This window comes from Bradyrhizobium sp. USDA3010 (assembly GCF_056429065.1).
In genome coordinates, this window is record NZ_JBWJZD010000002.1 from 464,884 (window position 1) to 483,790 (window position 18,907).

The 18,907-nt window shown below is 65.5% G+C and carries 18 protein-coding genes; 9 read left to right on the forward strand and 9 right to left on the reverse strand.

The genetic code is table 11. The annotated features are described in order from the left end of the window. Positions 1-2: 2 nt before the first annotated feature. Positions 3-326: a KTSC domain-containing protein gene (locus AC066Y_RS05260; protein ID WP_478272942.1), complete on the reverse strand. Its 324-nt coding sequence runs from the start codon at positions 324-326 to the stop codon at positions 3-5. A 137-nt stretch (positions 327-463) separates the two neighbouring features. Between AC066Y_RS05260 and lpxA the strand changes: the two genes are divergently transcribed. The 5 genes from lpxA (at position 464) to AC066Y_RS05285 (ending at position 4,429) form a co-directional block, all read left to right on the forward strand. Next, positions 464-1,258, forward strand: a complete 795-nt coding sequence (gene lpxA / locus AC066Y_RS05265; protein ID WP_478272943.1) for an acyl-ACP--UDP-N-acetylglucosamine O-acyltransferase — start codon at positions 464-466, stop codon at positions 1,256-1,258. Positions 1,259-1,277: 19 nt separating this feature from the next. Beyond that, the gene (locus AC066Y_RS05270; RefSeq protein ID WP_478272991.1) at positions 1,278-2,135 is read left to right on the forward strand and encodes an LpxI family protein; all 858 of its coding nucleotides are present in this window, start codon (positions 1,278-1,280) and stop codon (positions 2,133-2,135) included. Further along, positions 2,135-3,313, forward strand: a complete 1,179-nt coding sequence (gene lpxB / locus AC066Y_RS05275) for a lipid-A-disaccharide synthase (protein WP_478272944.1) — start codon at positions 2,135-2,137, stop codon at positions 3,311-3,313. The genes AC066Y_RS05270 and lpxB overlap by 1 nt, the downstream gene beginning before the upstream one ends. 114 nt (positions 3,314-3,427) lie before the next feature. Then, a complete protein-coding gene (locus AC066Y_RS05280; protein ID WP_478272945.1) occupies positions 3,428-4,087 on the forward strand; it encodes an SRPBCC family protein in 660 nt (219 codons plus the stop codon). Positions 4,088-4,093: 6 nt separating this feature from the next. After that, complete coding sequence (locus AC066Y_RS05285; protein WP_478272946.1) at positions 4,094-4,429, forward strand: ArsR/SmtB family transcription factor; 336 nt, start codon at positions 4,094-4,096, stop codon at positions 4,427-4,429. Positions 4,430-4,461: 32 nt separating this feature from the next. Here AC066Y_RS05285 and gltA read toward each other — a convergent pair whose 3' ends face one another. Both gltA and gltX read right to left on the reverse strand, forming a co-directional pair. After that, on the reverse strand, positions 4,462-5,763 hold the full coding sequence (gene gltA / locus AC066Y_RS05290) for a citrate synthase (protein WP_478272947.1): 1,302 nt from the start codon (positions 5,761-5,763) through the stop codon (positions 4,462-4,464). A 160-nt stretch (positions 5,764-5,923) separates the two neighbouring features. Then, the gene (gene gltX, locus AC066Y_RS05295; RefSeq protein ID WP_478272948.1) at positions 5,924-7,345 is read right to left on the reverse strand and encodes a glutamate--tRNA ligase; all 1,422 of its coding nucleotides are present in this window, start codon (positions 7,343-7,345) and stop codon (positions 5,924-5,926) included. A 180-nt stretch (positions 7,346-7,525) separates the two neighbouring features. On the opposite strand from gltX, the gene AC066Y_RS05300 reads away from it, so the two are divergent. The 3 genes from AC066Y_RS05300 to AC066Y_RS05310 all read left to right on the forward strand — a co-directional run bounded on the left by AC066Y_RS05300 (position 7,526) and on the right by AC066Y_RS05310 (position 10,299). Continuing rightward, positions 7,526-9,205 carry a glutamine--tRNA ligase/YqeY domain fusion protein gene (locus tag AC066Y_RS05300; protein ID WP_478272949.1) on the forward strand — a complete coding sequence of 560 codons (1,680 nt, stop codon included), beginning with the start codon at positions 7,526-7,528 and terminating at the stop codon, positions 9,203-9,205. A 35-nt stretch (positions 9,206-9,240) separates the two neighbouring features. Beyond that, complete coding sequence (locus tag AC066Y_RS05305) at positions 9,241-9,627, forward strand: YybH family protein (protein ID WP_478272950.1); 387 nt, start codon at positions 9,241-9,243, stop codon at positions 9,625-9,627. A gap of 309 nt (positions 9,628-9,936) precedes the next feature. Continuing rightward, positions 9,937-10,299, forward strand: a complete 363-nt coding sequence (locus AC066Y_RS05310) for an SPW repeat domain-containing protein (protein WP_176531062.1) — start codon at positions 9,937-9,939, stop codon at positions 10,297-10,299. A gap of 233 nt (positions 10,300-10,532) precedes the next feature. Here the strand turns inward: AC066Y_RS05310 and AC066Y_RS05315 are convergent, their stop codons facing one another. Next, the gene (locus tag AC066Y_RS05315) at positions 10,533-11,861 is read right to left on the reverse strand and encodes an MFS transporter (protein ID WP_478272951.1); all 1,329 of its coding nucleotides are present in this window, start codon (positions 11,859-11,861) and stop codon (positions 10,533-10,535) included. A 430-nt stretch (positions 11,862-12,291) separates the two neighbouring features. Between AC066Y_RS05315 and AC066Y_RS05320 the strand changes: the two genes are divergently transcribed. Further along, entirely contained in the window at positions 12,292-14,577 is a 2,286-nt protein-coding gene (locus AC066Y_RS05320; protein WP_478272952.1) for a ComEC/Rec2 family competence protein, read from the forward strand. Here the strand turns inward: AC066Y_RS05320 and AC066Y_RS05325 are convergent. From AC066Y_RS05325 to AC066Y_RS05345, 5 genes are all read right to left on the reverse strand, one after another. Continuing rightward, complete coding sequence (locus AC066Y_RS05325; RefSeq protein ID WP_478272992.1) at positions 14,574-14,801, reverse strand: hypothetical protein; 228 nt, start codon at positions 14,799-14,801, stop codon at positions 14,574-14,576. The two genes, AC066Y_RS05320 and AC066Y_RS05325, sit on opposite strands and share 4 nt — an antisense overlap. Positions 14,802-14,946: 145 nt before the next feature. Next, a complete protein-coding gene (locus AC066Y_RS05330) occupies positions 14,947-15,375 on the reverse strand; it encodes a hypothetical protein (protein ID WP_092114590.1) in 429 nt (142 codons plus the stop codon). 242 nt (positions 15,376-15,617) lie between these two features. Further along, on the reverse strand, positions 15,618-16,322 hold the full coding sequence (gene lexA / locus AC066Y_RS05335) for a transcriptional repressor LexA (RefSeq protein WP_076857656.1): 705 nt from the start codon (positions 16,320-16,322) through the stop codon (positions 15,618-15,620). Between the two features lie 231 nt (positions 16,323-16,553). Further along, a complete protein-coding gene (locus tag AC066Y_RS05340) occupies positions 16,554-17,765 on the reverse strand; it encodes a molybdopterin molybdotransferase MoeA (protein ID WP_478272953.1) in 1,212 nt (403 codons plus the stop codon). A gap of 13 nt (positions 17,766-17,778) precedes the next feature. Then, positions 17,779-18,417: an HAD family hydrolase gene (locus AC066Y_RS05345; protein WP_478272954.1), complete on the reverse strand. Its 639-nt coding sequence runs from the start codon at positions 18,415-18,417 to the stop codon at positions 17,779-17,781. Positions 18,418-18,907 lie beyond the last annotated feature (490 nt).

Genomic DNA, 18,907 nt, shown 5'->3' on the forward strand with positions numbered 1-18,907 from the left:
AGCTAGGACGTTCGACAGGCGTATCGGCCGTCGGCGCCCGCGATCCGCAGGACGCGATTGAGGAAGACGCCCATCGATGGTGCGATCATCAGCGCGCCGTAGGTCTCCGTGGGCACGCCGCAATAGTGCTGGTAGCTGCCCCTGACCGCGACAAGCAGCGTGCGTTCGCCCGCGCTGTAGCAGACCCGCTGGACGATCGTGCTGCGGTTGATGTCGCGGCAGTCGAAGGTCGAGAGATCGACACTCGTGCTGTTGCCGAGATCGACGGTCTCCGGCCCGATCGGCGCGGAGAACAGGCTGAGGATCAGCGCGGCGGCCCGGACCATGGATTGGTTGCGACCTTCTCGTTTGCAACAGGCCGTCATCATACGTCACTGGACAGGGCGGGCAAAGTCGCGCTAACGACCGCCCCAATCGACTAATAGCGCCTTGGCGCCACTAACGAATTCCGGACCGTAACGACATGAGCATGATCGACCCCACTGCGCGGATTGCGGATGGCGCTGTGATCGGGGCCGGCACCGAGATCGGTCCGTACTGCATCATCGGCCCCAACGTCGTGCTGGGCGAGAACTGCAAGCTGATCGCGCATGTCACGATCGGCGGGCACACGAAGATCGGCGCCGGTTGCATCATCTCGCCGTTTGCCGCGCTCGGCGGGCCGCCGCAGGATCTCAGCTATCGCGGCGAGCCGACCCGTCTCGAAGTCGGCGAGGCCTGTACGATCCGCGAAGGCGTGACGATGAATGTCGGCACGGTCAAGGGCGGCGGGCTCACCCGCGTCGGCGATCGCGGCTTCTTCATGAACAACAGCCATGTCGGCCATGACTGCATGGTCGGCAGCGGCGTGATCTTCGCGACGTCAGCGACGCTCGGCGGCCACTGCGAGATCGGCGACTTCGTCTATATCGGAGGCCTGTCGGCGGTGCACCAGTTCACCCGCGTCGGCTCGCAGGTGATGATCGGCGGCGTCTGCGGCGTGCGCGGCGACATCATCCCGTTCGGGTTAGCCAACGGTCAATACGCGGTGCTCGAAGGGCTCAACATCATCGGCATGCGGCGGCGCCAGTTCACCAAGGCGCGGCTGGCTGTGGTGCGCGCGTTCTATCAAAAACTGTTCCACGGTCCCGGCATCTTCGCCGATCGGCTGGCTTCGGTGCAGCCGCTGGCGGGTGAGGATCCTGCGATCGCGGAAATCCTCGCCTTCATCGAGGGCGGCAAGCTCCGCCCGCTCTGTCTTCCCGCCGACGTCAATTGAGCAGGGGATGGCCGCCAGCATGACGTCAGCGGCTCCTTCGCTTTCTTCGCCGGTCGGCGTGATCGCCGGCGGCGGCGCCATGCCGTTCGCGGTTGCCGATCAGCTCACCGCGCGCGGCATCACGCCGGTGCTGTTTGCGCTGCGCGGTGCCTGCGATCCGGCGCGTGCGCAGCGGTTTCGTCATCGCTGGATCTCGGTCGGCCAGCTCGGACGTGCGACCCGGCTGTTCCGCGACGAAGGCTGCCGCGACCTGATCTTCATCGGCACCCTGGTGCGTCCCGCGCTGTCGGAGATCCGGCTCGACTGGGGTACGCTGCGGCTGCTCGGCCATGTCGTGCGCGCGTTCCGCGGCGGCGACGATCATTTGTTGTCGAGCGTCGGCCGCATCCTCGAGCAGCAGGGATTTCGCATGGTCGGCATCAAGGATGTCGCGCCCGATCTCCTGATGCCTGAGGGCGCCGTGACACGCACGACGCCGGACTCGAGCGCGCTCGCCGACATCGCGCGCGGACGCGGCGTGCTCGATGCGCTCGGCCCGTTCGACATCGGTCAGGCCGCCGTGGTGATCGACGGTCACGTGGTTGCGGTCGAGGACATCGAAGGCACCGATGGGCTGTTGGCGCGGGTGGCGCGGCTGCGCGCCGACGGCTGCATCCGCGCCAAGGCCGGCCGCGGCGTGCTGGTGAAGGCGCCGAAGAGCAAGCAGGATCTGCGCTTCGATCTGCCGACCATCGGTCCACGCACGGTCGAGGGCGCGGCCGCGGCGGGCATCGCCGGGATCGCCGTGATCGCCGGCAACACGCTCGCCGCTGATCCGCAGGCGCTGATCGAGGCCGCCGACGCCAAGGGGCTGTTTGTCATCGGACTGGCGGGCTGATGCAGGCGCGCAGTCCCAGCAGCGGCCGCAAGATCTTCCTCATCGCGACCGAGGAGTCCGGCGACCGCCTTGGCGCGGCACTGATGAAGGTGCTGCGTCAGCGCCTCGGCGATGCCGTGCAATTTTCCGGCGTCGGCGGCCGGCAGATGACGAGCGAGGGCATCGATCCGCTGTTTCCGATCGAGGAGCTCTCGATCATCGGCTTTGCCGCCGTCGTGAAGCAATTGCCGAGGATCCTGCGATTGATCCGGCGTACGGCCGACGCCGTGCTCGATGCTGCCCCTGACATGCTTGTCATCATCGACAGCCCCGACTTCACCCACCGCGTCGCCCGCCGCGTCCGCGCGCGCAACCCGAACATTGCGATCGTCGATTACGTGTCGCCATCGGTCTGGGCCTGGCGGCCGGGCCGGGCGCGCGCGATGCGAGGCTATGTCGATCACGTGCTGGCGCTGCTGCCGTTCGAACCGGAGGAATATCGCAAGCTGCAGGGACCGCCATGCAGCTATGTCGGGCATCCCCTCACCGAGCAGCTCACTTCGCTGCGGCCGAACGAGGGGGAGCAGAAGCGGCGCGATGCGCAGCCGCCGGTCCTGCTGGTTCTGCCCGGAAGCCGGCGCAGCGAGATCAGGCATCATCTGGCGCTGTTCGGCGCGGCGCTCGGCCAGCTCAACAAGCAAACCCCGTTCGAGCTCGTGCTTCCCACCATGCCGCATCTCGAGGCCATGGTGCGCGAAGGCGTCGCGTCGTGGCCCGTGGCGCCGCGGCTCGCCGTCGGCGAGGCCGAGAAGCGCGCCGCATTCCGCGTGGCCCGCGCGGCGCTCGCAAAGTCGGGCACGGTGACGCTGGAGCTCGCGCTGTCAGGCATTCCGATGGTGACGGCGTATCGCGTCGGCGCCGCCGAGGCGTTCATCCTGCGCCGTGCGATCCGGGTGTCGTCGGTGATCCTCGCCAATCTCGTGATCGGCAGCGATATCATTCCCGAGTTCCTGCAAGAGGACTGCACGCCAGACAAGCTCGCGCGCGTGCTGGGCGATGTCCTCGCGGATTCGCCCGACCGTCTGCGGCAGCTCGTGGCGTTCGCGACGATGGACGGGAAGATGTCGACCGGTGACCAGCCGCCAAGCGTCCGCGCCGCCGACATCGTGCTCGCGGAAATGAGCCGGCGTTCGGCCTAGTCATTCGTTCATCCTGTCGTTGGCGGAGGCATACCGCCGCAACGGTTCCGCTTGCTTTGGATATTTAGACTGCGCTAATATTAGTAATAGCTAATATTGATGCGGAGTGCCCTCATGAAGATCGATCCCGTCGCCTATGTCGGAGCCGTTGTCCGCGAGGTCGCTGTCCGGGACCACGATGGCAAGCCGGCGCGGGCTGTCATCGCGACCCGCAGCTACGACACCGACATCGTCGATCTCTGGGACGCGCTGACCAATCCCGAGCGCATCCCGCGCTGGTTCCTGCCGATCTCCGGAGACCTAAAACTCGGCGGCCGCTACCAGTTCAAGGGGCAGGCGGGCGGTCAGATCACGGCCTGCGAGCCGCCGCGTCAGCTTGCTGTGACTTGGGAGTTTGCTGGCACTGTCAGCTGGGTGACGGTGACGCTGGCTGATGACGGTTCCAGCGGAACCCGTTTGGAGCTGGAGCACCTCTCGGTCATCGAAGATGAATTCTGGGATCGCTTCGGGCCTGGCGCGGTCGGGGTCGGCTGGGACCTCGCCTTGATGGGGCTCGCTTTGTACTTCGCCACGCCGCCGGGACAGCCATTCGATCGCGCGGCCGCCGCGGCCTGGCCCACGACGGCCGACGGCAAGGATTTCATCCGCCGCAGCAGCGCCGACTGGTGCCGAGCCTCGATCAAGGCCGGCACGGATGAGACGGCCGCGCGCAAGGCAGAAGCCAACACCACCGCGTTCTATTGCGGCGAGCCTGAGCCCGGCGGCGGAGGCTAGCGCGCCGTGCACGCCTTCGACATCCTCGGCGATCCCGTCCGCCGGCGTATCCTGGAGTTGCTGGCGACCGGCGAGCACAGTTCGGGCGACGTCGTCGCCGTCGTGCAGCGCGAGTTCGGCATCACCCAATCGGCGGTCTCGCAGCAACTGCGGATCCTGCGCGACGCCGGTTTCGCGTCGGTGCGCGCCGACGGCACGCGCCGCATCTATGCCGTCGAGCCGGGGCGGCTGCGCGAGGTCGACGCCTGGCTCGACCAGTTCAGGGCGTTCTGGCTGCCGCGTCTCGATGCGCTCGCGACCGAAGTCGCCCGCGGCAAACGAAAACGGCGCCATCAGGAATGATGGCGCCGCCTCGAACTTGTCAGAGATGAAGCTTACTTGCGCTTGTCGATGGTCACGTAGTCGCGGCGCGCGACGCCGGTGTAGAGCTGGCGCGGACGGCCGATCTTCTGCTGCGGATCCTCGATCATCTCGCTCCACTGGCTGATCCAGCCGACCGTGCGGGCGACCGCGAAAAGCACGGTGAACATCGAGGTCGGAAAGCCCATCGCCTTCAGCGTGATGCCCGAATAGAAGTCGACGTTCGGGTAGAGCTTGCGGTCGATGAAGTAGGGATCGCTGAGCGCGATCTTCTCGAGCTCGAGCGCAACCTTCAGCATCGGGTCATCGCCATGGCCGGTCTCGGCCAGCACCGCGTGACACATCTTCTGCATGATCTTGGCGCGTGGATCATAGTTCTTGTAGACCCGGTGACCGAAGCCCATCAGGCGGACTTCGCTGTTCTTGTCCTTCACCCTGGCGATGAAGTCGGGAATCTTGTCGACCGTTCCGATCGACGACAGCATGGCGAGCGCGGCTTCGTTGGCGCCGCCATGGGCCGGACCCCACAGGCAGGCGATGCCGGCCGCGATGCAGGCGAACGGGTTGGCGCCCGAGGAGCCGGCGATACGCACCGTCGAGGTCGATGCGTTCTGCTCGTGATCGGCATGCAGGATGAAGATCTTGTCGAGCGCGTCGGCGAGCACCGGGTTGATCTTGTAGTCCTCGCACGGCACCGCGAAGCACATCTGCAGGAAGTTCTCGGCGAAGGAGAGCGAGTTCTTCGGATACACGAAGGGTTGGCCGATGGTGTATTTGTATGCCATCGCCGCCAGCGTCGGCACCTTCGCGATCATCCGCATCGAGGCGATCATCCGCTGCTTCGGATCGTTGATGTCGGTGGAGTCATGGTAGAACGCGGCGAGCGCGCCGACCGCAGCGACCATGATCGCCATCGGATGCGCGTCGCGGCGGAAGCCCTGGAAGAAGCGCGCCATCTGCTCGTGCACCATGGTGTGGTGGATCACGCGATAGTCGAAATCCTTCTTCTGCGCCGGGGTCGGAAGCTCCCCGTAGAGCAGCAGATAGCAAGTCTCGAGGAAGTCGCCGTGCTCGGCGAGCTGCTCGATCGGGTAGCCGCGGTATTCGAGGATACCGGCGTCGCCGTCGATATAGGTGATCTTGGACTGGCAGCTGCCGGTCGAGGTGAAGCCGGGGTCGTAGGTGAACACCCCGGCCTGGCCGTAGAGCTTGCCGATGTCGATGACATCAGGCCCAACCGTGCCGCTCAGGATCGGGAAATCGTAGTTCTTGTTGCCAATGGTGAGTGTGGCTGTCTTGCTGGATTTTGCGTCCATCGTGAGATCCCCGATGAAATCGTTGCGAAAACCGACCTTGCCCAGTCGCTAATTTGCGGCCCATGGCGGGGCGGAACGGCTTGTGGAGAAAGCGTCCGGCGATGGGTAGCTCATTGCAATGTGCGCTGCAAGATGGACCCTGGAGGGGGTCCATGCAGGATCACGCCGCCTGATCGGCGAGACGGGCAAGACACTCCTGGCGTCCCAGGACGGCCAGCACGTCGAAGATGCCCGGCGATGTCGTGCGTCCTGTCAGCGCCACCCGCAGCGGCTGGGCGACGGCGCCGAGCTTCAGATTGTTCTGCTCGGCGAAATTCCGCATGGCGGTCTCGGTGGTTTCGGCGGTCCAGTCGTTGACGGCTTCCAGCGCGGTGCGCAGCCGGCCAATCAACGCGCGCGTTTCCGGCGTGAGCAGCGCGGCCGCTTTCGGATCGAGCTCAAGCGGGCGATCGGCGAAAATGAAGTAGGCGCCCGCGATCAGCTCGATCAGCGTCTTGGCGCGCTCCTTCAGGCTCGGCATCGCCCGCAGCAATTGCGCGCGGGTGGTGTCATTGAGCTTGGCCTTCAGCGCGGCGCCCTCAGGAACATAATCCAGCACGCTCTCGAACTGGGTCACGAGGGATGGATCGTCGCTCTGCCGGATATAGTGGCCGTTGAGGTTCTCCAGCTTGGCGAAATCGAACCGTGCCGCCGAGCGGCCGACGCCCGAGAGATCGAATGCGTCGATCATCTCCTGGGTCGAGAAGATCTCCTGGTCGCCATGGCTCCAGCCGAGCCGGACGAGATAGTTGCGCAAGGCGGCCGGCAGATAGCCCAGCGCGCGGTAGGCATCGACGCCGAGCGCGCCATGGCGCTTCGACAGTTTTGAGCCGTCGGGTCCGTGGATCAGCGGAATGTGGGACATGCTCGGCAGCTCCCACTCCAGCGCGTCGTAGATCTGCTTCTGGCGCGCGGCGTTGATCAGGTGGTCGTCGCCGCGGATGATGTGGGTGACGCCCATATCGTGGTCGTCGACCACGACCGCGAGCATGTAGGTCGGGGTGCCGTCGCCGCGCAGCAGGACGAGGTCGTCGAGGTTCTCGTTCTGCCAGACCACGCGGCCCTGGACCTGATCCTCGATCACGGTCTCGCCGGTCTGCGGCGCCTTGAGGCGGATGGTCGGCTTGACGTCGGAAGGCGCGGTCGCCGGATCGCGGTCACGCCACATGCCGTCATAAAGGCGGGTGCGGCCCTCGGCGCGCGCCTTCTCGCGCATCGCGGTGAGCTCCTCCGGGGCGGCGTAGCAGTAATAGGCGCGCCCGGCGGCGAGCAGGCCCTCGGCGACCTCGCGATGGCGGGCGGCGCGGCGGAACTGGTAGATGACGTCGCCGTCCCAATCGAGCTCGAGCCATTTCAGGCCGTCCAGGATGGCGTCGATCGCCTCCTTGGTCGAGCGTTCGCGGTCGGTGTCCTCGATCCGGAGCAGCATCTTGCCGCCGAGCTTCCTGGCATAGAGCCAGTTGAACAGCGCGGTGCGGGCGCCTCCGATGTGGAGGAAGCCGGTCGGCGAGGGGGCGAAGCGGGTAACGACGGAATTGGTCATGATCGCGTGCGATGTATGCTGGAATGGGCGGTGGTGTATATCAGGTACCGGACATAACTAAAGCCCCGGCTGACCTTTTGCCGGCCGAACCAGGCCCTGAAACCAAGCCTTGAAACCAGGCTTGGCCGGACGGCGCGAATTTGGCAGAAGGTTGAGCTGACTCCTCCAGGGAACCATTTGATGACGACTGACATGACGGCAGAGGCAGGGCGCGACTTCATCCGCGACATCGTCCAGGCCGATCTCTCCTCCCACAAGCACAACCGGATCGTGACCCGCTTTCCGCCGGAGCCGAACGGCTACCTGCATATCGGCCACGCCAAGTCGATCGCCCTGAATTTCGGCATCGCGCAGGAGTTCGGCGGCCAGTGCAATTTGCGCTTCGACGACACCAATCCGACCAAGGAGGAGCAGGAGTACATCGACTCGATCCAGGCCGACGTGCATTGGCTCGGCTACGATTGGGGCAAGAATCTCTTCTTTGCCTCGGACTATTTCGAGCGCCTGTACGATTGGGCCGAAGGCCTGATCAAGGCGGGCCATGCCTATGTCGACGATCAGTCGCAGGAGGAGATCCGGCTGTCCCGCGGCACCTTGACCGAGCCCGGCAAGAACTCGCCGTTCCGCGACCGGTCGGTCGAGGAGAACCTCGATCTGTTCCGCCGCATGAAGGCCGGCGAGTTCGCGAACGGCGCCCGCGTGCTGCGCGCCAAAATCGACATGGCCGCCGGCAACATCAACCTGCGGGATCCCGTGCTGTACCGCATCCTGCACGCTCACCATCCGCGCACCGGCGATAAATGGTCGATCTATCCGAGCTACGACTACGCGCACGGCCAGTCGGACGCCATCGAGGGCATCACCCATTCGATCTGTACGCTGGAGTTCGAGGATCACCGCCCGCTCTATGAGTGGCTGCTCGACAAGCTGCCGGTGCCGTCGAAGCCGCGCCAGTACGAAATGGCGCGGCTCAATTTGACCTACACGCTGCTGTCCAAGCGCGTGCTGACCCAGCTCGTCCGTGACGGCCACGTCTCGGGCTGGGACGATCCGCGGATGCCGACCATCGCCGGCCTGAAGCGGCGCGGTGTGCCGCCGGCCGCGGTGCGCGAGTTCATCAGGCGCATCGGCGTTGCCAAGGCCAACAGCGTGGTCGATGTCGGCATGCTCGAATTCTGCATCCGCGAGGAGCTGAACCGCACGTCGCTGCGCCGCATGGCGGTGCTGCGGCCGCTCAAGGTGGTGATCGAGAACTATCCGGAAGGGCAGGTCGAGGAGATCGAGGCGATCAACCATCCCGATAATCCGGACGCCGGCACCCGCAAGATCGCGTTCGGCCGCGAGCTCTATATCGAGCGCGACGACTTCATGGAAAACCCGCCGAAGAAGTTCTTCCGCCTCTCGCCCGGCAATGAGGTGCGGCTGCGCTATGCCTACTTCATCAAGTGCACCAGCGTCGTGAAGAACGACGCGGGCGAGATCGTCGAGCTCCGCGCCACCTACGATCCCGCGACCAAGGGCGGCAACGCGCCCGACGGCCGCAAGGTGAAGGCGACGATGCACTGGTTGCCGGCGGCGCAGTCGAAGCCGGCGGAAATCCGCATCTACAATCAGCTGTTCGCCAACCCGAGCCCGAACGCCACGAATTTCGTCGCCGACCTCAACCCGCAGTCGCTCGAAGTGCTCACCGATGCGCGGGTCGAGCCTGCGATCGCCGAGGGCAATTCGCCCGACGCGATGCAGTTCGAGCGGCAGGGCTACTTCGTGCGCGATCCGGATTCGACGCCGGACAGGCTCGTGTTCAACCGCACCATCGGCCTGCGCGACACCTTCGCCAAGGAAGTCGGCGGCAAGGGTTAACGCGATCCGGCGCGAACAACGGACGGAGGCGATCGGTGCCTGACGAAGCAGACGATGTCGCCTCCGCCATCATCGCCAGATGGTCCGCGGGTTTCGGCAAGCTCGATGCGGAGGTGCTTGCTGCGCTCTATTCGCGGCACGCCTTCTTCTTCGGCTCGAACCCGACGCTCTATCGCGGCCGCGAGGGGGTCAAAGCCTACTTTGACGGCCTACCGCGCTGGCACGCACCGCGAGTACAGTTCAGCGACGTCAGGACCGAACGGGTGAATGCCGATCTCGTCAACATGGCGGCTATCGCGTCGTTCTTCCTCGACTGCGATGCGCCCTCGCTGGCCGTCAAGATCACCTGGGTGATCGCGCGCGAGGGCGGTGACTGGAAGATCGCCTGCCATCATGTCTCGTCGCAGACACCGCTGATCTAGGCTCCACGCCGGAGCGTGGCATAAGCGTCGAGGGCCGGCGGGCCCTCGTGGTCAGGCAGCGTTTTTGGCTGGGCGTTGTGCACCTCGCGGCCGCCGGTCAGCCAAGCGATCTTGCCCCTGACTTGCAGGCCGTCTGGACCTCGCTGGATCGCGAGACGGGACCACGGTCGGAGGCTGTGGAGGGCGGCTTCCGGGCGGACGGCCGCATGGTCGTCGGCTTGCGGATCAAGAGCGGCAACACATCGCAGGTCGGACCGATGCCTTTTTGTCCCCGCCGCACCATATGCTCGGAAGAGGGAGGTGAGGATTATGCGCATTCAACACTGGCAGGATGCTGTCAGCCTGTTGGTTGGCGTCTGGCTGGTCGCGTCGCCGTTTGCCCTGGGCTTCTCCGGGGCAGCTCTTTGGATCTCCATCGCGCTTGGATTGGGCGTCGTGCTGTTTGCCATCGAGGCATTCATCATTCCGTCCTATCTGGAGGAATGGGGCGAGATGCTGATGGGGCTGGCCCTGGTGCTGGCACCCTGGACGTTCAGCTACGAACATGGATCGGCCACGACGAGCAGCGTGCTCGCCGGCATCGCGGTGATCGTGCTCGCTTGCTGGGAGCTGACGATGGATCGTGATTTTGCCATTTGGTGGCACGATCGCTGGCATCACCGGGCTGGCTGAGAGGGAGCCGACTGAAACGTTGGCCTGACCGCCAGTCACAGGCGGCCGGAGAGATAGGGATTGCGCAAAACCGGATCCCTCCGAGGCGCGTTGACCTCATGCCGATGCAAGCTCCGCAGCGGAATCACGCGCGTACAGGACGAAGCGTCGTCCCGTACGCGCTGCAGGGCGGTCATGACCAGGCCATGACTCTTGCCGCAAGCGTTGGTCGCTCCCTCATCGAGGCCACTCGGTCACGATGCGGCTCGTGCCTCGATCTGCTCCCAAATTCTGGTCTTGCGTGTCTCCGGCATGATGAAGAGGGCGATCACGAAGCACACCGCGGGAACGACAATCGGGTAGATCAGCGCGTAGCCGATGCTGCCAGTCGCTGCGAAGGCGGCCGATGTGATGAACGGCACCAATCCGCCGCCCCAACCGTTGCCGATATGATACGGCACCGAGACCGAGGTGTACCTGATCCTGGCCGGGAAGAACTCCGCCAGGAACGCGCCGACCGGCCCGTACACCATCCCGACGTAGCAGACGAGGATGAAGATGATGAAGACGGCGACCGGATAGTTGATGTGTCCCGGCTGCGTGACCATGCCGAGCCACAGATACAGCGGATAGTAGGTGAGCGCGGCAAGCAGCATTCCTCCGAGGATCACGGATTTGCGGCCGATCTGGTCCGACAGCCAGCCAAAGAAGATCAGGCTCGGCGTTGCGATCAGCAGTGCGGTTCCGACGATATAGGCCGAGGTAACCGGATCGACCTTGGAGACCTGCTGCAGGAAGTACAGCGCCCAGAATTGACCGCTGTACCAGACCACGCCCTGTCCGATCAGGACGACGATGGCGATCAAGATGTACTTGATGTTGGTGCTGAGGAAAGCTTCCCGCCAAGGATTCCTGGTCATCTGTCCGCGTGCCTTGATCTCCTGGAAAATCGGCGTCTCCTGGAGCTGGAGGCGGATGTAGATGGCGATCGCGACCAGCACGAACGAGACCAGGAACGGAACGCGCCACGCCCATTCGTCGAAGGCCTGATTGCCGGCCCAGGTCCGGGTCAGGACGATCACGGCCAGCGACACCACGATCCCAAGCGTCGGCGAGGTTTGCAGCCAGCCTGTGTAGTAGCCGCGGTGGTCGTCCGGAACATGCTCGGCGACATAGGTGATGGCGCCGCCATATTCGCCGCCCAGGCAGAGACCCTGGATCATCCGCAAGCCGAACAGAACGAATGCGGCCGTCAGGCCGATCGACTGATAGGTTGGGATCAGTCCGATCGCGCCCGTCCCCAGTCCCATTCCGCTCAGCGTAATGAGAAATGTATATTTGCGGCCGACCCGATCGCCCATCCATCCGAACAGGAAAGCCCCCAGGGGACGGATCAGGAATCCCGCAGTGAACAGCGCGATCGTGCTCAGCAGGGCTGCGACGGGGTGGGATTGCTCAAAGAATTTGACCGACAGAACTGCGGCCAGGCTGCCAAAAATGTAGAAGTCGTACCATTCAATGATGTTTCCCACTGACGCAGCGACAATCACGCGACGAAAATCGCTCGGTACTCGAATTGCCATGTGCTGCTCCTATCAATTGCAAACGCTACTCTTCGCGTTTTTCAGCGCTCGATCCGCTCGCGGCGTGCGCGTGGTGCGCGGCGTTGCAGGCGAGATTTGCGAGTTTGTCCGCAACGCCTGATCTCAGGGGAGTTTTGGGCCACCTGAGAAGAGCTCCAGCGGCCTTCAGTGCCGCGAGCCGTTGCCACCTCATCCCTGTCTGTCCGGGAGTGGAGGCATCAGGACAGTCTAGTCCCAATGGGATCGGCACCTAATGAGACTTTCGGCTCGACCGGTTTGACGCAGGCACCGGCGGCGGCCTGCCGCCGGGAGCCGTGACGCAGGTCGGTCCTGGTATCCCGGCTGGCCGGTCCCGTGTTCTTGATCCGTTCCGCTAGCGATCAGGTCGCAGCTTCCGCTAGCCTTGCCCCCGGCAGGGATCGCGAGCGGAATGGCGGAGCAGGGCACGACGCCGGGCGGCAGACGCGGCTACGCGGGGACGTGGCCGCCGCGCGCGGCTGCGCCGGTCGGCGGCTATATTCCTGTGTGCGCCGGCATCTGGCGGCCACTCGTCGAGACATTGCGGCATTGGGTGCGCGCGGAGACGGGGGCCGGGCGGTTGTTGCCGTGGGTGCCGGTGGCGTTCGGCACCGGGATTGCGTTCTATTTCGCGGCCGAGCACGAGCCGGTGCTGTCGGTCGCGGCGTCAGTCGCGATCGCGCTCTGCCTGCTGGCACTGCTGCTGCGCCGGCGCAGCGTGTTTCCCGCCGTCGTGATGCTCGCTGCGGTCGCGGCGGGCTTTGCGACCGCGACATGGAAGACCGAGCGGATCGCCCACGGCGTGCTGGCGCGGCCGATATTTTCCGTGGCGCTGACCGGCTTCGTCGAGACACGCGACGTCAGGGAGAAGACCGACCGCTTCGTGCTGCGCGTCGTGTCGATGGAAAGCCAGCGCGAGGTCCCGAAACTCGAGCGCGTCAGGCTCTCGGTCAAGAAGGGCACCGCGCCCGAGGTCGGCAGCTTCGTCGAATTGAAGGCGCGGCTGATGCCGCCGCTCGGGCCGCAGCGACCGGGCTCCTACGATTTCGGCCGCGACCTTTATTTCCAGGGTATCGGCGCCTCCGGCTTCGTGATGGGCGCGGTGAAGACCAGGGAGCCATCGGCGAGCGGCGGCCTCGCGCTGCGTTATGCCGCCTTCATGCAGGGCTTGCGCGACGCCATCGACGCACGCATCCGCACCACGCTCGATGGCGATCAGCGCGCGATCGCAACGGCGCTGCTCACCGGCCGGCGCGATGCGATCACGACGCCCGTCAACGACGCGATGTTCATCTCGGGGCTCGGCCATGTGCTGTCGATTTCCGGCTACCACATGGCCGTGGTCGCCGGCGTCGTGTTCTTCACGATCCGCGCGCTGCTTGCGCTGTTTCCGGCGCTGACGGCCGGACACCCGATCAAGAAATGGGCGGCGGCGGCTGCGCTTGTCGCAGCGGCGTTCTACCTCCTGTTGTCGGGAGCGGAGGTCGCGACCCAGCGGTCGTTCTTCATGACGGCCGTGGTGCTGATCGCTGTCATCGTCGACCGCCGCGCGATCACCTTCCGCACGCTGGCGGTGGCGGCGCTGATCGTGCTCGCGATCGCGCCGGAGGCGCTGGTGCATCCGAGCTTCCAGATGTCGTTTGCGGCGACGCTGGGGCTGGTGGCGCTGGTGCAGATCGGGCTGCCGAACCTGCTGGCGTCGCCCGATCATTCGGCGACCGCGCGCCTTGCGCTGTGGGGCGGGCGTGAGCTCACGATGCTGATGCTGGCCTCGCTGGTGGCGGGGCTCGCGACCACGCCCTACGCCGCATTCCACTTCCATCGCGTGACGCCCTACGGGCTGCTGGCGAACCTTGCGGCGATGCCGGTTGTGTCGGCGGTCGTGATGCCGGCCGGCCTGCTCGGGCTGCTCGCCATGCCGTTCGGCTTCGACGGCGTGTTCTGGGCGATCATGGGGTTCGGCATCGACTGGATGATCCTGGTGACGCAATGGGTCGCAGCGCTCCCCGGCGCAGTCGGTCGGATGGCGGCGTTCGGCGTCGGACCGATGATCCTGGCGAGCGCCGGGCTGATCCTGCTCGGATTGCTGCGTTCGCCGCTGCGCTGGTCGGGTGCGATGCTGCTGGTGGTGGCTTCGGTCTGGGCGGTGCGGGTGCCGCAGCCCGACGTGCTGGTCTCTGCCGACGGGCGCAACGTCGCGGTGCGGGGCGGCGACGGGCGGCTGCATCTGATGCACAGCGCCAAGGATGCCTTTCTCGTGAAGGAGTGGCTGGCGGCGGATGCCGATGCGCGGATCGCCACCGACGCATCGCTCGGTGAGGGTGTCTCTTGCGATCCGAGCGGCTGCGTGACGCAAGGTCCCCGCGGCGCCTTCGTCGCGCTGGCGAGCCGGCCGGAGGCATTGGCCGACGATTGCGAGCGTGCGGCGCTGATCGTGAGCGCGCGTCCGGCGCCGAAGGATTGCGCGGCTTCGGTGATCGATGCCGAGCGGTTGCGGCGCCACGGCGCGCTGGTGCTGCGGCGCATCAGGGACGGCTATGCCATCGATGCGGTCAAGCCCGGCGGGATCGACCGGCCGTGGTCGCCGGCGGTTCCCGGCGATAGCGAGAGCGAGACGACGCTGCGCACGCCCGCCAGCGCGCCGCGGCCCGCCGTCGATACGACGCCGGCCGAGACCGATTTGCAGGCCGAGGATTAGCCCGGATCGAGCGAGGTGCCGGTGGGCAGCTCGAACAGGCCGAGGTGGTATTCGTCGGAGTCGGGGCCGGCGTCGGGCTTCTTGACGAGGGTGAAGGAAGCCTCGGGGAATTGCTCCCAGACCTTCAGGTCGTCAGCCGTCACCGTCAGCCAGCCGAACCGGAACATATACCGGCCCGGCTCCGTGACGCGTCCGGCCTTTTGCCATGTGACCTTGTCGACCACCACGCACGTCCTCCGTGCCCGATGATGCGCCAAGGCGCGCGCCGACGCAATTCTCCAGCCGCGCCCCGGAACCCGGCGTCCGGGGTCGCTCGAAATCGCTTAGGTCACCCGCCGCCGGACAGCTCATTCCGCGGCGACGATGCGTTCAACCCAAAAACAGCGACGCAAATGCGGAGGGCCGCCGCTCCACAACCTTCGGCTTCTGCTCGACCGGCGGATGCAGTGCCGGCAATTGCAGCACGCTGACGCGTTGTCCCTCGACGAGCTGGGTCACCAGCACATGGCTGCCGTCGGGGAATTCGACCGCGTCATGATGGCGATCGGGAACGTCGGGCTCGACTTCGTTGAACACGCCGACGCGGAAGTTCATCGTCTTGGTCCAGATCCAGCGGCTGTCGTAGCGAACGTTCTCGGCGAAAGCGAGCTCGGTGCCCGGCAGCATGCAGACCGCGACAGTGGGATCGGTCTCCGAAGCAAAGCCGCGGGTCGACGTCCCGCGGAAAGTCGTGGTGATCAGCGTCTCTCCAACAATGGCGGGGCGCGACGCCACGGCGTGCAGACTATAGTCACACATCGGATGGCTCCTCAAATCGAGGTAGCGACCCGTGCCTCTCCTTGAGGCATAGGGCCTCTACCAGAGTGGACGATAGCGAACGAGTGTCTCCTCGTTTCTGGGCGATTGTACGACTGGTCGCCCAACGCTCCCGATCACAAACACGCGACGCTGCGTGAGAGGTATCGGAGCGCATCGGGTAGGCCGCACGTTACGCTATCATTCAAGGAACGATCCGATGTGTCGCTCGTTCCTTGCCGCCATCAGTATTTGCGATAGAGGCCGATCAGCTTGCCCTGGATGCGGACCCGGTTCGGCGGCAGGATGCGCACTTCATAGGCGGTATTGGCCGGCTCCAGCGCGATCGACGCGCCGCGGCGGCGGAAGCGCTTCAGGGTGGCTTCCTCCTCGTCGATCAGCGCCACCACGATGTCGCCGGTATTGGCGACGTCGTTGCGCTGGATCAGCGCCATGTCGCCGTCGAGGATGCCGGCGTCGACCATCGAGTCGCCGCGCACTTCCAGCGCATAGTGCTCGCCGGAGCCGAGCATGTCGGGCGGCACGCTGATGGTGTGGCTGCGGGTCTGCAGCGCCTCGATCGGCGTGCCGGCAGCGATCCGGCCCATCACGGGGACCGCGACCGGACGGTTGCCGTCGTCCTCGGCGATCGGCGGCGTGCTGGTGCGCTTGCCGAGGGTGCCTTCGATGACGCTCGGGGTGAAGCCGCGGCGGCCGTTGCCGCCGCCGGCCGAGAGCTCGGGCAGCTTGATGACTTCGATGGCGCGGGCGCGGTTGGGCAGGCGGCGGATGAAGCCGCGCTCCTCCAGTGCAGTGATCAGGCGGTGGATTCCGGACTTCGAGCGCAGGTCGAGCGCATCCTTCATCTCGTCGAAGGAGGGCGGTACGCCGGCCTCTTTCAGACGTTCATTGATGAAACGCAGAAGTTCGTACTGTTTGCGCGTGAGCATCTCGAGTATTCCCCCGGTTGGTAGCGTCGTTCGATTCCGAGACTTTTCAGGCGGGGCCTGACCTCAGGAGCACGGTGCTCATCACAAGCGCTCCCTCGCGGCCTCCCATTTGTACACACCAGTACTCGAAACAAATCATGAACGGACACTATATGTTCGATATGTGTTCCGCAACCACTTAATTTCCGGTGAACGCATCCGGTGAGCGCTCAAGCGATCCAAACTGCGCTGTCACTCAGGCAGCGTCAGGATCTCGCATTCGCTGCCTTTGACGGCGGCAGGCGCAAACGGCGGACGCACGAGAAGTGCCCGTGCCGCAGCGAGATTCCCGAGCAGCGACGAGTCCTGCTGCGTGACAGGCGTTGCGATCAGCGTGCCGTCCTCGCGCTCCTCGAGGCGAGCGCGCAGATAGTCCTCGCGCTGGTCGTTGGCGGTGAGGTCGCGGCCGAGCAATGCGCTCGCGCGGCGATGGTGAATCGCTTTCCGGCCGCTCAGCGCCCGAATCAACGGCACGAGAAACAGGAAGGCGCAGACATAGGAGGACACCGGATTGCCGGGCAGGCCGATCACCCGCATCGCGCCGAGCCGGCCATGCATCATCGGTTTGCCGGGCCGCATCGCGATCCGCCAGAACGCCATCTCGACGCCCTCGGCCTCCAGCGACTGCTTGACCAGGTCGTGGTCGCCGACCGAGGCGCCGCCGGTCGTGATCAGGATGTCGGCACCGGTCTCGCGCGCCCGGCGGATGCCGGCGGTGGTGGCTTCCACCGTGTCGGCGGCAACCCCGAGATCGACGGTCTCGGCACCTTCGGCGCGCGCCAGCGCCCGCAGCGCATAGCCGTTGGAATAGACGATCTGGCCGGGGCCGGGCGTCGAGCCCGGCATCACCAGCTCGTCGCCGGTCGCCAGCACCGCGACCTTGGGACGGCGGTGCACCGCGAGCTCCGGATGGTTCATGGCGGCCGCCAGCGACAGCGCGCGATCGGAGAGGCGGCTGCCGGCCGCGAGCAGCACGTCGCCTTCACGGAAATCGACGCCGGCCGGGCGGATGTGCCGTCCGGCGGCAGCTAGCTCCGTGATCGTGATGTGGTCGCCGTCGACGGCGGTGTCTTCCTGAATGATGACGGCGTCGGCGCCATGGGGGATCACGCCGCCGGTGAAGATCCGCACCGCTTCGCCGGCGCCGACCGTGCGCTCGAACGGCCGGCCGGCGGCGACTTCGCCGATCACCCTGAGCCGGACCTTCAGATCACCAGCGTCGGCCGCACGCACGGCATAGCCGTCCATCGCCGACATCGGCTGCGGCGGCTGGGTGCGCCGGGCGGCGAGGTCGCGCGCCAGGGTGCGGTGGTAGGCGGCATCGAGCGCGACCATCTCCTCCGGCAGCGGTTCGGCGCCGGCGAGGACAGCGGACAGGGCATCGGCAACCGGCATCAGGGCCACGCTCGGAGCTCCTTCAATCCAAATGTTCAAGACCAAGTGCAGTCAGAGCCCTCGCCACGTCATCCGTCGATGTCACGTGGATGGCATGAAGGCCGCGCGCCCGCGCGCCCTCGATGTTGGCAGCCAGATCGTCGAAGAACAGGATCCGCGACGCCGGCACGCCGATGGCTTTTACCACATGATCGTAGGCCTCGGCGTCGGGTTTCCGAAACCCGATCGTCGAGGACAGGAAGACGGTGCGGAAATGGCTGAGCAGCTCGGCATGGGTGACCGAGAAATGCGCGACATGAGCCGGATTGGTGTTGGAGAAGGCGTAGAGTGGCATCCGCCTGGCGGCGGTGGCGAGCAGGGGGGCAATCCCCGGCATCTCGCCGGTGAAGATCGCATTCCAGCCTTCCAGGAACTGCGTATCGGTGAGGTTGATGCCGAGCGTCCGCCGCAGGTTTTCAAAGAACGCCGCATCGTCGATCCGGCCAATCTCGTGATGCTTGAAGCTGTCGTCGACGACAAAGCGCGTGGCGAGGTCGGCCGGCGCGCAGCCGGCATGCCGCGCCCAGTGCGCCATCACCTTCTCGAAGTCGATGTCAAGCACGACGCGGCCGATATCGAACAGCAGCACGTCGACGGAATCGGGAGAGAGTTGCGAGGTCATTGCGTGAAACCGTGTACGAGAATTGCGGGCGGCCGGCAATGTCCTCGATTTGTGCGGCAGACATGCGACCAAGGTGCTGACGTTGGCCCGGCTCGGTCCATTCACGCGGTGTCATCACCCGCGCATGGGGTGATCCAGTATTCCAGAGACGCCTGTGCTTGAACCGAGGAGCGGCGGCTTCTCCCGGCGTCGTCCCTGCGAAAGCAGGGACCCATAACCACAGGGTCGTGTTGTAAAAGAGGGCTGTGGCCCCAGCGTCGCGCAACAATCACCTTCGGTGGTTATAGGTCCCTGCTTTCGCAGGGACGACAGCGAATGTGTTGCACGATCCGTGAGTCACACATCGACGTTCTCGCGACATGAATGCCCGAGCTTTGCATTTCGTTTCGCCTTCGCTCTTGAAGAGGACGCAGGGAAAGCCGGGTGCCGATCGCACTCATGGGCCCCGAGCAAAAGGTAGAAAGCTCGGGGGTAGGACCACAGGTGTGAC